General features: G+C 59.0%; 15 protein-coding genes and 1 pseudogene. 8 read left to right on the top strand and 8 right to left on the bottom strand.

The window, feature by feature from the left end; translation table 11 throughout:
• Positions 1-29: 29 nt before the first annotated feature.
• Entirely contained in the window at positions 30-1,616 is a 1,587-nt protein-coding gene (locus tag AOC05_RS08600) for a stealth family protein (RefSeq protein ID WP_082357864.1), read from the bottom strand.
• A 361-nt stretch (positions 1,617-1,977) separates the two neighbouring features.
• On the opposite strand from AOC05_RS08600, the gene AOC05_RS08595 reads away from it, so the two are divergent.
• Positions 1,978-2,370, top strand: a complete 393-nt coding sequence (locus tag AOC05_RS08595) for a VOC family protein (RefSeq protein WP_062006869.1) — start codon at positions 1,978-1,980, stop codon at positions 2,368-2,370.
• A 367-nt stretch (positions 2,371-2,737) separates the two neighbouring features.
• Here AOC05_RS08595 and AOC05_RS08590 read toward each other — a convergent pair whose 3' ends face one another.
• The 3 genes and pseudogenes from AOC05_RS08590 to AOC05_RS08580 all read right to left on the bottom strand — a co-directional run bounded on the left by AOC05_RS08590 (position 2,738) and on the right by AOC05_RS08580 (position 4,938).
• On the bottom strand, positions 2,738-3,106 hold the full coding sequence (locus AOC05_RS08590; protein WP_154605557.1) for a hypothetical protein: 369 nt from the start codon (positions 3,104-3,106) through the stop codon (positions 2,738-2,740).
• Positions 3,107-3,329: 223 nt separating this feature from the next.
• Positions 3,330-3,907: pseudogene (locus tag AOC05_RS20780) on the bottom strand (DUF6226 family protein).
• A gap of 701 nt (positions 3,908-4,608) precedes the next feature.
• A complete protein-coding gene (locus AOC05_RS08580) occupies positions 4,609-4,938 on the bottom strand; it encodes a DUF427 domain-containing protein (protein ID WP_062006867.1) in 330 nt (109 codons plus the stop codon).
• 477 nt (positions 4,939-5,415) lie between these two features.
• On the opposite strand from AOC05_RS08580, the gene AOC05_RS08575 reads away from it, so the two are divergent.
• The 3 genes from AOC05_RS08575 to AOC05_RS08565 all read left to right on the top strand — a co-directional run bounded on the left by AOC05_RS08575 (position 5,416) and on the right by AOC05_RS08565 (position 6,366).
• The gene (locus tag AOC05_RS08575) at positions 5,416-5,772 is read left to right on the top strand and encodes a VTT domain-containing protein (RefSeq protein ID WP_062006866.1); all 357 of its coding nucleotides are present in this window, start codon (positions 5,416-5,418) and stop codon (positions 5,770-5,772) included.
• A 9-nt stretch (positions 5,773-5,781) separates the two neighbouring features.
• On the top strand, positions 5,782-6,030 hold the full coding sequence (locus tag AOC05_RS08570) for a hypothetical protein (protein ID WP_062006865.1): 249 nt from the start codon (positions 5,782-5,784) through the stop codon (positions 6,028-6,030).
• Between the two features lie 132 nt (positions 6,031-6,162).
• Positions 6,163-6,366, top strand: a complete 204-nt coding sequence (locus AOC05_RS08565) for a hypothetical protein (RefSeq protein ID WP_186759505.1) — start codon at positions 6,163-6,165, stop codon at positions 6,364-6,366.
• Between the two features lie 349 nt (positions 6,367-6,715).
• On the opposite strand, the gene AOC05_RS08560 is transcribed toward AOC05_RS08565, so the two are convergent.
• From AOC05_RS08560 to AOC05_RS08545, 4 genes are all read right to left on the bottom strand, one after another.
• Complete coding sequence (locus tag AOC05_RS08560) at positions 6,716-7,414, bottom strand: hypothetical protein (RefSeq protein ID WP_062006863.1); 699 nt, start codon at positions 7,412-7,414, stop codon at positions 6,716-6,718.
• Between the two features lie 540 nt (positions 7,415-7,954).
• Positions 7,955-8,404 (bottom strand): LysR substrate-binding domain-containing protein, encoded by a 450-nt coding sequence (locus AOC05_RS20330; protein ID WP_250636041.1) that lies wholly within the window; start codon positions 8,402-8,404, stop codon positions 7,955-7,957.
• The gene (gene cynR, locus AOC05_RS20325) at positions 8,343-8,834 is read right to left on the bottom strand and encodes a transcriptional regulator CynR (protein WP_197277920.1); all 492 of its coding nucleotides are present in this window, start codon (positions 8,832-8,834) and stop codon (positions 8,343-8,345) included. Before cynR ends, AOC05_RS20330 begins: the two co-directional genes overlap by 62 nt.
• Before the next feature lie 62 nt (positions 8,835-8,896).
• A complete protein-coding gene (locus AOC05_RS08545) occupies positions 8,897-9,931 on the bottom strand; it encodes an IS30 family transposase (protein ID WP_062006861.1) in 1,035 nt (344 codons plus the stop codon).
• 108 nt (positions 9,932-10,039) lie between these two features.
• Between AOC05_RS08545 and AOC05_RS08540 the strand changes: the two genes are divergently transcribed.
• From AOC05_RS08540 to AOC05_RS08520, 4 genes are all read left to right on the top strand, one after another.
• Positions 10,040-10,645 (top strand): carbonic anhydrase, encoded by a 606-nt coding sequence (locus AOC05_RS08540; RefSeq protein ID WP_062006860.1) that lies wholly within the window; start codon positions 10,040-10,042, stop codon positions 10,643-10,645.
• 31 nt (positions 10,646-10,676) lie between these two features.
• Positions 10,677-11,147 (top strand): cyanase, encoded by a 471-nt coding sequence (gene cynS / locus AOC05_RS08535; protein WP_062006859.1) that lies wholly within the window; start codon positions 10,677-10,679, stop codon positions 11,145-11,147.
• Positions 11,148-11,928: 781 nt separating this feature from the next.
• Positions 11,929-12,114 (top strand): CsbD family protein, encoded by a 186-nt coding sequence (locus tag AOC05_RS08525; protein ID WP_062006857.1) that lies wholly within the window; start codon positions 11,929-11,931, stop codon positions 12,112-12,114.
• 452 nt (positions 12,115-12,566) lie between these two features.
• Positions 12,567-12,782 carry a hypothetical protein gene (locus tag AOC05_RS08520; RefSeq protein ID WP_062006856.1) on the top strand — a complete coding sequence of 72 codons (216 nt, stop codon included), beginning with the start codon at positions 12,567-12,569 and terminating at the stop codon, positions 12,780-12,782.
• Positions 12,783-13,321: the final 539 nt, after the last annotated feature.

Raw genomic sequence — 13,321 nt, 5'->3', positions numbered from 1 at the left:
CGTCGTGCTAAAGTCCAGGTCCTGGCGGACTACTTCTCCCAGGGGGCCGCAATCGGGAAGTACTTCTGCAAGAAGTCGGTCACCAGCTCGGCGCGTTCCGCGGCCGGTACCTCCGGGAAGCTGCCGTCGTTGAGACAGAAGAAGTCCATGTTTCGCTTGGCGAGCAATTTTGCCAGGTACTTCAAGCCAGCCCGCGCCGTCGTGTCCACATACTTGACCTTGGCGTCCGTTTGGATCGTTGCCCTGCCCGTCAGCAGCCCGTAGTAGTGGTACAGCGAGTTGGTCACGGAAATATTTGCCGCCGCCCGGAAGGTGCTTGCCGCGGTGGCCTTGAATTCTGCTGTGAACTCGCGCTCCATCTCCGCCATGACACTGCGGCGCAGCGGTGCGGCGGCGTGCTCAAGGTGCCGCGTGGTGATGCGTCCGAACCTGTCCCACAGCAACTTGCGGTTGACTCGGGCTGCATTTTCGAAGCCGCTGCGTTCGGCGTCGTTCTCGCCCAAACCGATTCTTGTCTCGGCTTCGATAAACTTCGTGATCCCGCCGGGCGTGAAGAACATGTCCGGGCTGACGGGACGGCCGAAGAACATGTCGTCATTGGAGTACAGGAAGTGTTCGGACAAACCGTCGATGTGGTGCAGCTGGCACTCCACGGCCTGTGAATTGTGGGTGGGTAGCACCGAAGGATCGGCGAAGAACTCCTCACTGCGGACCACCGTCACGAAAGGGTGGTCGGCCAGCCATGCCGGCGTGGGGGAGTCCGTGGCTATGAACACCCGTCGAATCCACGGCGCAAACGTGTAGATGGAGCGCAGCGCATACTTGAGCTCGTCGATCTGGCGAAAACGGGCCGCGTGGTCATCGCCCTCGCCCACCACCACACCCTGCATCCGGGCGCGCCGGGCTGCAATGTATTCTGCTGAGCTGCCGTCCACCCAGGAGAAGACCAAGTCAATATCGAAGCCTATGTCGGAGGCGTGATCGGCGAACATGTTCTCGATGGTCGGCCAGGTATGACCATACCTTTCCACGGTGCCGCGCACGGCGTCCTGGGCCAACAGTGTGCGCCGGGTCAGCGAGTTTTCGATGGGCAGCACCAACTCTTCGCCTTCAAAGCTCCACAGCTCAATTTGGACCCCCAGCGAGGCACCGTAGCTCAGCCCGCCGTCGGGCTCCCACCGCGGGCGGTACAGGCGCAGAATCCTGGACCGGCGGTTCTTGGCCAATGTCCCTTCAGCCACCAGCCGCGCCGATTTCTTACGGGTGTCCACAGTGAGTGAATAGAACGGTTCCTCGGCGCATGCCTGAACGAGGGCTTCGCGCAGCGCGGCACGGTCCTTCCAGTCTACGGAGATCACGGGCCGTTCGTCATTGCCGCGCACCAGCAGGTAACTTAGCCCTGCCGCTTCCAGGGCTCCGCGAATGAACAGCAGGTCATCAACCATGGCTTCATGCGGGGTGCGGTTCCGGTTGACCAAGACGTACCTGCCATCGTGGCGGACAACGTCCTGCCTGTCTTTAAAGCGCACGACGGCGGAAGGCGGTGTTTCCTCGGTGAGTTCAAGGTCGTCATCTGTTGCGGGATTGCCGTAGTAGACATCATGCGCTGCGTTCATCTCGGTAATGGGGGCTCCAATTGTGTGTTGAAAAGGCCATGTCAACGAATACGGTGACGAAAAAGTGGGGTCTCCTTGAATAGTAGTCCGTGGACGGCTTTGGTCATACTAACGCGCGGGCAGGAGAGCGGGTGTTCATTCGGGCAGGAGAGCGCTGCGCCCAGGAAAGACCACCCGTTCAGTGTCGAGTGAAACATTCAAAAAGCTGAGGGCGCTAGTTTAGCGCCATAAGAGTCGGTAGATGGTGCTGTGTGGCGCTGATCGGGGGTTCGGAAGTGAGGGTCAGCTGCATCATGATCTGAGTTTTTAGATACGGTACATTGGCTGAGGTCTGCTACCGAAAATTACCCCGAGGACATTCATGCCGGCTTTGCCGCACATTGACCATCTAGCGCTGACTGTTACGGACATAAGCGTCAGTACTGCGTTCTATTCTCGACTGTGGAACACCGAACCCACTGGGCATATGACTGACGGCCCGTTTATACGCCGAATCTTCCCGCTCGCTAACGGACTCACGCTGGGGCTGACTCAGCACGACATCGGTTCCGCCAAGGCCTTCGATGGCAAAAATCCGGGCCTCGACCACATCGGATTCGAGGTGCATGATCGAAAGACCTTGCTGGAGTGGCGGGACCATCTTGGAGAAATTGGCGTCGAACACACCGGGTTGATCGAGGCCGCTTACGGAACGGCCCTGAGTTTGAAAGATCCCGACGGAATTGCTCTGGAATTTTTCATACCGGCAGACTAGCGGGATCGGCCTCTCGCTTTCCGGTCCACGGGCTGTGCAAGGTGACGGTCCACGAAGGTCCGATACTCCCGGGTCTGGTCGGCGACTCTCTGAGGGCGAGCCGGTCCTCAACACTTGTCACCCTGATTGCCCCCGCTCGACGGTCATCCACTGATGTCTGGGGACTAACGTGCAGCCGTCCGACACCAGGATCTAAGATGACTGCGACCCCAGGGCTGATAGCAGCAGGAGTCCTGCTGCTGCCCATTGGCCTACTTTTACTGGTGTTTGTGGTTGCAATCTCGCATCAGTGAAGTTGGAGAGGGGGTGCCGCAAGGCGCAACTGGTGTCAGGGGAGCCAGAACCCCACTGTGCACAGGATCCGGGTCTACTCATCGGCTCCAGCGGCTGGTTCAATCGGCGGCGGGAAAAGCCCGAAGCTACGCCATTGTTCGACGTTCGGCACCACGTGCTCATTCATCCCGGCAATGATCTCGGTTGACAAGTGGAACGGGATTGAAAGGTGTTTAGCGATGAGCCATGCTTGAAAGCCGCGATACATTGCCAGGTGCGCGAAGCCTTCCCTGGCCGGATAATCGCCGTACTGAAAATGGGACACCGCCTCCGAATCGACGCCTTCTCTGACGGCGGCTGTAACGGCGTCGTTGAGCTTGTCATAAGCAGCCGGTGGATCACCTCCTAGTAGATCGCGGTCGCGCAGTTCATCCCCGTCGTCAACCGATGTGCCGGCAAGCACTCAAGGAATCCAGGCTTCGTCGTAGGCGTGCGCCCTGAGGATCTCGAGGATGGTGGGTTTGGGAGTTTGCGAACAGGCGGCAGGAGAATGTCAAGGTTTCTGCGAGTGTCGGGCGCCACAGGGCAACCGGACATGGATCATTCGAAAGGGTTGGCGGTCTCTGGTGAAAGAGCCTGCCACGGCAGCCAGTTCCCATCCGTGGGCAGCACCGTGCGTGCCAGCTTCACACGTTCATCCGGGAGTTCCTTCGTCCGGCCGCGGCCAGATCGTTTCCCGACCCCCGTCTCATCAAGCTGGAACTCGATCCAACGCCCCGGCCAAGGATCGAATCGCTCCACATAGCCCTTGATGCAACGGTGCGCACGGTCCATTCGAGGTCGGCGGCCAAGTTGGTGACTTCGTCATCGCAGGCATCGCAACCGCACTCGGGGAAATGAAAGTCGTGGAGCGAACCTGCGTGAAGGTACACGCCAGGGAATCTCGTGAGAACAAACGTCAGCATGGCAGCTGCGGGGTTACGGGGAACGACGCGTACCGCCCGAATCACATCATCTCGCAGGTGCAGGAGATCCTGCGCTACTGCCATGTCCTGCTCAATGGTCACTTCGAAGTTGCCGTGCAGCCATTCGATGAGGGCCTCGGCTACCGCGTGCAGGGGTGTGAAACGTGCAGGTTGTTGACACGGGAATATACGTCGTCTGACGGTGAATCCTCGTTCCAACGTTTCCCGTACTCGATAACGTGGCCATGTTCATCGCGATAGACCTCAGTCGAGAGCGTGGGGCGTCGGTAGTCGCTCATGCCACCACAGTAGCGTCAAGCGTGATGCATCGCAGCACAATTCTCAGAGCGATGATGAGCTGCAGGGCTGCGGCCGGACGCAGCCACGGGTTGGATTCAGGCTGGAGGGCTAGCAAGGTCCACAGCGCGGTATACGCCAGAAATCCGCCTGTTGGACGAACCGTGTCTCGGTGCCGCTCGCTTGGAAAATTCTCCCGTCGAGCCAATCCGTGGTGAGCGCGACAGCGTTTCCAGTCGGTTTTCGAAAGCTGGCAGGTTTGCCCGAATCAGCGTGAGAGTGTTGGACACCCCCAGCCGGTGTTGGTTCTCCAACATGCCCAAGTGACTGATGGTCAACAGCCAGCTGGTCGCCAACCACGGGCGGCGACCCGGTCGTCCAGAACAGCGAGGCCCACATGCATCACGGTAGCGTCCAGCAGGGTCCACCGATGATCGAGGGCCTGCCTGACGGAGCGCCGGGCTGCACGGTCCAGGAAGAGTGACCATGCAGAGGGCGTATAGCGGGACGTCCGAAGCGAGGACAGGAGCTTGTTGCTTGCGGCACGGCTGTCCGGTCCAGTCAGGACGCCATCAGTGACGGCTCGCCGATTAGCGCGCACCGCGGGCCCCTCGAATCCGCAGGACAGTGAGCGGTTCAATTACCGCGAGTAACGGCTCAAAATGGTCAGTGGTGATGGGTGCGCGGCCGCGTGCAGGAGCTATCAGGCGGTGACGGCCACTGCATCGCCGTCGCCGGCCACCACTTTGGCGACCTCCACCCCGTGCCAAAACGCCACGTGTCCTTTGATGTTCTCCGCTGCGTGCAGGGGGTGCGGGTAGTGCCAGGCAGCGTCCTGGTTTGAAGCCCCGCCGGCTTCAAGGGTGTAATAGTTAGCCTCCCCCTTCCACGGACAGCGTGAGGTAGTTGAACTTTCCTTGAAGTACTCACGATTGAGCGATGCGGGCGGGAAATACTGATTGCCCTCAACTTCGATAGTGTGCTCTGATTCGGCAAGGACTACACCGTTCCAGCGTGCTTGATAGTTAGACATTTTGGCTCCACTTCGTTCCGATTGTTTTGACTTACGGTACTGCGCTGCCGCGGGAAGTCAAGCAAGGCAACTCACGCAATAGCCAACTCTTCTTCATGAGGGGTCCAATCCAAATCTTTGCTGACTGCCGTCCTTTGTTAGTGCTCGCAGAATTCCTGCGGCAGCGTTCCCCTGATGATGATTATGACGGCGGAGTCGGGTTATAGGGAGGACCGGCGCGGTTTTAAGAAGCATACTCCGGAGCGACGCATATGATCGGAGGGCATAAGGAGCCTGTTCCGGCCAAGCCCTGGCCCAGCACCTTCAGGAATGGCTACGCCAGCGTGCGGAACCATCGACAAGTGCCCAGCAAGATCGAGAAGGAGTTGTTCATGGCCGGTTCTGCCTTGCCTAACTCAAGTACGGCGGGCAGTGAACCAGCCGGAGGGCGCTCAGATAAAGACGAGTCGGTGAGGGCAAAAAAGGCTTCGTGCGCTGGTGCGGCTGGGCGTCCTGGCGTTCTTGGTGGCTGTCGGAACCGCAGCGTTGATGAACTTTGATCTTCCGCAGGTGGGGGAGATCCGCGCCTATTTCGCTAGGCTCGGCTGGTGGGGGGCCGGCTGCCTTCATTTTGGCGGACGCCGTCCTGCCGCTGGCACCATTGCCCAAAGCGTTCTCTCCGTCGCTGCGGGGCTGATCTTTGGGCTCCTCGGCGGCTTTGCTGTTGTCTATGCCGCCGCCATGCTCGGGGCCGTGGCCGCCTTCTGGCTTGTCCATTGGCTGGGCCAGGATGCGGTGGAGAAATTCACCGGGACCCGGGTGGAGAAAGTCAATCAACTGCTGAGCCAGCGCTGACTGGCTGCCATGATTGGTGTCCTTCTGGTGACTGCGCTGCCGTATACGGTCATCAATTATGCGGCCGGACTGACGTCCCTGAGCTGGTGGCACTACGTCGTCGGCGCCGCCATCACCGTCAACGCCGGGACGCGCAGCGCCGCGCTGTTGGACCCGGAAGATCCCCGGGACCTTGAGGTCCGAGACAGGGCCCTGCCGCACTTCGGGACCATGAATTTTGGCGGCATTCAGAAACGAATTGTGGCCGCAAGAATCTAGCGAACGCTGCTGACACATCCAGCGGGCCTGCCCCACCTGCTCTCCTTCCCCTTGCGAGTGCTGAGCCGGGTGCGCGGGCTGCGGGTCGTCGCCTGGGCCGCTGTGAAACGACGGCTGAAGTTCAGGACTTTCGTGGTGCACAACTTCATGGATGCTGCTGATGTTGCCCCGGCTTGGGTGCTGATGGAGCAGGGAGTGGCAAGTGAGGACCTGACACTCAAGGCAACCCAGGAACGCCTCGGCGCGTGCATGCACACCATGAGTCACCCACAGACCGGGAAGTTGGTGCCAGCCTACGTCCAACATTCTGTCTTGGATGCCGGTGAAAACATCTGACTGCGCAAAATCCTCCACATCAGGCCGGTCACTCCCGTGGTTGCCAACGCGGATAAGGCTGCGGGCTAGGCCCATACCCACACTGAGTAGAGCTGCGATGGGAAGGATTGGCCCCGCCGCGTCCGGATGCGCTACAGCCAAGGTTTTACGGCCGGTGAGTTGGGAGCGCGTGCGGATCTGAGCGATGCTGTCCCGTCAAAATCTTCAGCGGTATGCCTCACCCGTGCCCAATACCTGCACCTGGATCTATGATCGCTACCCGAGCGACAGCGAAGATTGGCTCGTGCTGAACCGAACCGATCACAGCATCCCCCTCATCCACCAAAAACGTTGGTGCATCCTGGCCAACTCACTTGCGGTAAATCACCTCGGAGGTGTTGAGGATGACGAACTCGTGATCTTCGGTCAGCACATTCAGGTATCCAGCGTCGACGCTGAGGACGTAGCCGATGACCGTGCCGGTCGTGGTTTTGATCTGTTCCTGGGGAACCCACGGTGTTTGGACAAAGGCGGCAACGATCAGCACAGCCACGGCCGCCACCCCGCCAACACTTGCCATGGCCACTGCAAACATGCGCCGCAGCCAATGCTTCACAGTCAGCCTTCGGATCAGTGCAAACACACAAAAGACGGCCGCCGTTGCCGCCGGCAACCACCAGATCCGGAAACTGACGGTGAGCGCGAGCAGTGTGACGGAGCCCAGCGTGGTGGCCAACAGCACTGTGGCCCTGTGCCCGCCTGAAGACCACAGGAACGTGGCGATGAGCAGGGGGAGGACACTCACCAGCAGAATCTCCACAAGAACGTGCCCGGCCATGAGGGATCCGAAAACCAGGGCCAGGCCGTCGCTCAAACTCAAGGTGGTGCTCACTGCAAATGCGGTATTCCAGTCATACCCTGACACGGCAAAGATCCGCAGAATCAGGAATACGAATCCCACAGCGGTCGCGGGCGCGAGATCGCCGGCGGAGAAGCGCGGGCGATCACCTGGGGGGCTGGGTTCGGAGATCGTATCGTTCATGGTGCCGTGGGCTCTGTCAGTGGTCATGGGACGAGGCTACTGTGCCACGCCGCCCGCTTTCCACTCCGGCGGTCAAAGCTACCGTGCTCACACCAATCGAAAACAACAAAAATGAAGATGAAGTGCTTAACCATCGTGGCTTCAGGTCCGGGTGTCAACGCAGTAGTGGCCAGGAAGTTTGGAGCTAACGACTTCACGGTGATCCTGCAGCAAAGAACCCCGGAGTCACTATAGCTTCGCGTTCCCCAACTTGAGCGTGCTGGCGTTCAGACCCGTTGCCTCTAGGGCATCGGCCTGCATCAGCAATGCCGAGCTGCACAACCTGGCCTTCACCCTGGCCGATGAACTCCCCGAAAGAGACACCAGCGTTGATGCCGATCAGGAACAAAGCTCCTGCTCTGAACTCCACCGAGCGAACCCGGGTACAAACAACCATGGTCTTTGACGACCCGGAGAAAGCCAATAGGAATGAGGAGTCCAGCCACCGCTTGCGCCGATATTTTCCTGCACGAGGCATGGATGGTGTTGGTCAAGGCTATGCTGGGTGGCCTTGGCCGGGTTGGATTGCTAACTCCATGTCGATACCAGTTCAGTGAACGCTTGGCTGGCGGCGCTCATGTAGGAGTCTCTTCTTTTCAGGAGGGCTGCGGTGCGGTGTGGAATTGCCGGTGATAGGCCGACTGGGTGGAGCCCTGGTTGTTCGCGGGCAATGGCTTCGGGCAGCACGGTGGCGAGATGGCCCCGGCGGATGATTTCCACGATCGCGCTGACGGAGTCGGCTTCAATCGCGACGTGAGGGGCAATGCCGTGGTCACGGAAATGCAGGTTGATGTGGCGCCGGGTAGCAAAGTCACTGCTGAGAAGCACAAGCCTCTGCTGTTCCAACTCCTGCAGGTCCATGGGCGCCTGCGGCCCGGAGCTGGGGTGGTTGCTCCCAACGACCAGGCTCAGCGTTTCAATGAACAGGGCCTGAAGTGTGGACTTCGGAAGAACGAGCCTTCGCGAAAGCGATACCAAGGTCAAGGGTGTCCTCAGCCAGCGCCGCCTCCATGCGGTCCTGGGTCATCTCCTGCACGCTCAAGAAGATACCCGGATAGAGGGTGCTGAATCGTTCGACCAGTGGACCGATTATGTAGGCGGTGAAGGTAGGCGTCATCGCCAGCCGCAGTGATCCGCGGCTTAGATCCTGCACGTCGTGAATCGCCCGCGTTCCGGCGTCGAGCTCTCGCAGGGCGCGGCGGGCATAACTCAGGTAGGTTTCGCCGGCGTCGGTGAGCCTTACGGTTCTCCCCGATCTGTCCAAGAGTTGGACGGCCAACGATTTTTCAAGTTGCTTGATCTGTTGCGACAGCGTCGGCTGGGAGATGTGCAGTACCTCGGCGGCACGGGTGAAGTTTTGGTGTTCCGCGACAGCGGTCAGATAACGAATGTGGCGTAGCATCGTCATTCCCCGGCTATAGGCATTAGCTATCAATTTTATTGTATATGAGCATTGGACACTAGGCGGTGTCAAGCCGTCTTAGAAACATCGTCGTTGAGTAGCTTGGTGAATACTTCTCGTGGTGTGAGGAATCCCAGGACGGCGCGGGGCCGGTCGTTGAGCTCATCAGCGATGGAGTCCAGGTAGGGCTGATGACTGGTCAGCTCGATGCCCTTGGGCAGGTACTCCCTGATCAGCCCATTGGTGTTCTCGTTCGATGGCCTCTCCCACGGCGAGTGGGGATGTGCGAAATAGACGGGAAGGTCCGTGGCCAGTGTCAGTTGTGCGTGGCGGGCCATCTCGGTGCCTTGATCCCACGTCAGGGAACCACGCATCAGGGCCGGCAGGTCATTGACCCGGTTGATCAGCACGTCGGCGAGGCCGTCGGCCTTCTTGCCTTCAGGCAGGCCCAGCATGATCAAGAACCTGCTGTGCCTCTCGACCAGGGTTGCGATAGCACTCTTGCCGCCCTTGCCGACCACCAAGTCCCCTTCCCACGCACCTGGAACACGGCGATCTGCTGCCTCCTCTGGACGGTCGTCGATGCTGACCATGCCAATGATCCGTCCACCTGTGCGTTCACCCAGCGGCTTCACTGATTTTCGTTTGGTGCGCTTGGATTGCAGCAGGATTCCGGACTTGGCAAGCTCGCCCTTGGGCAGGGCGTAGATCCAGCGGTAGATCGCCTCGTGGGAGACGGTGCGGCGTTCGGCGTCGGGTGATTTCGTCATGGTCTCAACGCTGTCGTCTGTGGCTTCCAAACGCAAACGACCGGCGATCTGCCGCGGCGTCCTCGACCTGGCCAGATCAGCCTTCACCCGGGCGGCAAGGACCGGATCCGTCTCGATCTTCCGTGCCTGCGGCCGGCTACGCCGACGCTCAGCAGCACAGTCCGCACTCACCGGACGATACCCGCGGGTCTTCGTCGAATTCCTGTGGCGTTCCCGCCAAATGATCGTGTGGTCACGGCCAAGATCCGCACCGATCTGACGATCAGACTTGCCAGCCAGAATGCCTACGGCGATGTCCGCCCGATCCGAAAACGACAATCGCCTACGCCCCACCAGCAACTCCTCTACTCAACCAACTTGTTGCTTCGACGGTATGACACCGCCCTATAGTATTTCTCGGTCATCCTTGAGATCTCCCCGAAAACCTCAAAGGAGACGCGTATGAAAGAGATCATCGACGGATTTCTGGAATTCCAGCAAGAGGGCTTCCCTGAGTGCTCCGGACTCTTCAAGAAACTGGCCACCGCGCAAAACCCCAAGGCGCTGTTCATTGGCTGTTCGGACAGTCGAATAGTGCCTGAGTTGCTGACCCAGCAGGAGCCCGGAGACCTGTTCGTGATCCGCAATGCCGGCAACATCGTCCCGGCGTATGGTCCAGAGCCCGGGGGTTTCTCCGCGACCATCGAGTACGCGGTAGCTGTCCTGGGCGTCACAGACATAATCATCTGCGGCCACTCCGACTGCGGAGCGATGACCGCTATCTCGACCGACGCGAAGCTCGTCAACGCTGCCCGCACCCATGTATCGCCTCAAGGGCGTTTGGAGGATATGGTCCGCGGGAACGTCGTTGCTCAGTTGACTAATATCAGGACCCATCCCTCCGTCGCCCTGGCGCTGAACCAAGGCCGGATGAACCTCCACGGCTGGATCTACGACATCGAGACGGGCTCCATCGACACCCTCGAGGGAGCTACCGGCCGTTTTCTTCCCTTGGTGGAGAACCCGCAGGTCAGCGCCACGCTAGCCGCAACCATACTCGCCGCCTAACCATCTGATGACACCGAAAAGGTAAAACATCATGATTCATTTCCAGAACACCCAGGCTCCACGCGAAGCACTGACCGCCGCCATCATCGACGCTAAGATGCGCAAGAACCTCTCCCGGCAGGAACTGACCGATGGCACGGGGCTGAGTCTTGCCTTCGTCACCGCCGCATTGCTTGGGCAGCATCCTTTGCCTGAGACCGCTGCGGAAGTCGTCGCTGAACGGCTCGGGCTGGGCGAAGACGCCGTCATGCTGCTGCAGACCATTCCGCTGCGCGGCAGCATTCCCGGCGGTATCCTGACTGACCCCACTATTTACCGATTCTACGAAATGCTGCAGGTTTACGGCTCCACTCTGAAGGCCTTGGTCCATGAACAGTTCGTTGACGGCATCATCAGTGCCATCAACTTCAAACTTGACATTAAAAAGGTCGAAGACCCCGATGGCGGTTCACGCGCGGTGATCACCCTCGACGGTAAATACCTGCCCACCAAGCCGTTCTAATCGCCCATCATGACTGTGTTCTAAACTTGAGGACACAGTCATGTTTGGAGTCTGCCCAGGTTTTCACGCGCCTGGTCGTTGTGAGTCTTGGGTTCGGAAATGGAACGGGACAAGGCAATAATGCCCCCGGGAACTTGGCCACCAGGAAACGCATCGTGAGTCCCGCCGAACGCACTGCCAGGTGAATTAGGTTCGGAGGTAGCCAAGACGGCCCACCGCATCCCGCCCTTCATCGAACAAGTCCAGAGGTTCGGACCATTCTTAATCGTTGGATCTCTCAATGCAGCCAAAGCCGAAAAATTTCGCATTTCCGTGGATATCCCGCCCGGCAGTTGAAAAATGTGAACAAAACAGGAAACTAGACCACTTCATGGGACACAACCAATCTGGGCTCGTGGATTCTGGCCATAGCCGGTGGTCTAGTTGTGGCCGTTGCCCACGGTGCGATCACCGGATGCAGCCACCGAAGCCACGCCTAAAAGGGCACCCCCCGCACGCAGGAGGGGCTTTGTCATTGGGATGTAAAGAAAAATGCCCACTTTCTCCCGTATATAGGCAGGACCATGCTCACCGAAGGTGGGGCTGTCCGTTTCAGACGAACCATTTCGCGGTCCTGCGGGGTCACTTTGGGTGGGATGGTTCTTGCTGACAGCACCTGCAGTACCCTCACAATGCGAGGATCATTCCGTGATTGCGCGAGGTGGTATCTCTATGTAAATCCCAGTTACCGTGGCTAGAATTAGTGGGGTAACTGTTGGACTGGTTAGCTAAGGAGGACCTCATGGGTCTCGGAGATAAGATCGGCAACAAAGCACAAGAAGCCACCGGCAAGGCCAAAGAAGCAGTAGGAAATGCCACGGACAATGAGAAACTTCAAGCCGAAGGCGCCGCGGATCAGGGCGCGGCGAAGACCAAGCAAGCCGGTGAGCATCTTAAAGATGCCGCTAAGGACGTCTTCGACAAGTAAGCCCCCGGGGAACGTTGGCCGGGCTTTTCCAGTGGCGCCGCACCTTCAGTGCGGCGCCACCTCTGTGTCCGAAAACCCGCAGGCATCGACGGCCAAGGTAAGAGGGCCACTGAAAGAATGAATAACATCATCAGTACCTAAAAGCCACGCCAGATGCTGATGCACTTCGCAGGGGCCGTGGGCGGCGACCGCGGAAGCCACCAATAACTGGTCTCGATGGGAATGAGCCAGCAAGTTCCCATCGGCGCTGAAGACGGCCCTGGATGATTCTTCCTGCGCCGGAATTCCCCGTCCACGTCTGGGCAGCAAAGTGCCGTGCCGCGCCTGCGTTGGTGGTGGGAGCCGTGGTTGGAAGACAAACCTGGGTCATACCGCAGGTTCAAGCTCTTCAGATTCGTGGTGACTTGTGACAGAGTCAAATTGTTCGAGACTAACCATGTGAGGGAGTTGCCATGATTGAGATGTTGCACAACGCAGGTATCAAGAGCGAATACGCGTACGCCGGTGGATTCGCTTCCATCGCCTTGTCCTTGGGATCGTGGTTGATCAGCCGTACAAAGAAGGACCATTCCAAGGCCCAATCGGACCGCTGGGGAATTTTCATTGGACATTGGGCGCCGACGTTCTTTGCCCTGGGTGTTGCGCTGAAACTCGAAGAAAAAGAATAGACGAACTCCTACCACCGGTCCACGGGACGATTTCGCCGAATCTTCAACACCACTGTTGATCTGGACGAAGCCGCCTCCGCCGCTGCCTTGCAGAGGTGGAGTGCGGTCCCCATCCACCGGAGGGTGAGTTCTTACCGGCGAGAAGGAACGGTGCCCAGTGGCGGGGCAATTGTGGTGATGGTGCCGCCCAAGAGCCGAACCTTGACTGGGATGGCGACTGTGGTCCCACGAGAAGCGTGAGTTGGACCGTCTTTCGTTGTGGAACATTCGCTAAGTCACGAGTTGGTCCAGCCTATATAGTGATTCCATAGAAGAAGCCACTAATTGGATGCTTGTACCGAATCCGGATTTGGTCGTGGCGTTGATCGGGCGGATAGGGACGTCCGGTTGGCCTGACGGTGACGACGATCAAGTCGACAACTTAAGATGTCGATACTGATAACAGGTGTTTTGCCGGGCATGACCCTATGTGAGACTGATGGCTCCTGGTGGAGTTTGTCTTGAATCTGATCTGTCTGCTCGCCGAGTACCCCAAGAGG

This window comes from Arthrobacter alpinus (genome assembly GCF_001294625.1).
GTDB lineage: Bacteria > Actinomycetota > Actinomycetes > Actinomycetales > Micrococcaceae > Specibacter > Specibacter alpinus_A.
The sequence above is the reverse complement of the archived record's forward strand: the minus strand, read 5'-3'. Positions and strand labels throughout refer to the sequence as shown.

Coding starts and splice junctions, on each gene's coding strand:
- AOC05_RS08600 (WP_082357864.1), bottom strand. CDS start 1,616: ATGAACGCAGCGCATGATGTCTACTACGGCAATCCCGCAACAGATGAC.
- AOC05_RS08595 (WP_062006869.1), top strand. CDS start 1,978: ATGCCGGCTTTGCCGCACATTGACCATCTAGCGCTGACTGTTACGGAC.
- AOC05_RS08580 (WP_062006867.1), bottom strand. CDS start 4,938: ATGTCTAACTATCAAGCACGCTGGAACGGTGTAGTCCTTGCCGAATCA.
- AOC05_RS08570 (WP_062006865.1), top strand. CDS start 5,782: ATGATTGGTGTCCTTCTGGTGACTGCGCTGCCGTATACGGTCATCAAT.
- AOC05_RS08560 (WP_062006863.1), bottom strand. CDS start 7,414: ATGACCACTGACAGAGCCCACGGCACCATGAACGATACGATCTCCGAA.
- cynR (WP_197277920.1), bottom strand. CDS start 8,834: ATGACGATGCTACGCCACATTCGTTATCTGACCGCTGTCGCGGAACAC.
- AOC05_RS08540 (WP_062006860.1), top strand. CDS start 10,040: ATGAAAGAGATCATCGACGGATTTCTGGAATTCCAGCAAGAGGGCTTC.
- cynS (WP_062006859.1), top strand. CDS start 10,677: ATGATTCATTTCCAGAACACCCAGGCTCCACGCGAAGCACTGACCGCC.
- AOC05_RS08525 (WP_062006857.1), top strand. CDS start 11,929: ATGGGTCTCGGAGATAAGATCGGCAACAAAGCACAAGAAGCCACCGGC.
- AOC05_RS08520 (WP_062006856.1), top strand. CDS start 12,567: ATGATTGAGATGTTGCACAACGCAGGTATCAAGAGCGAATACGCGTAC.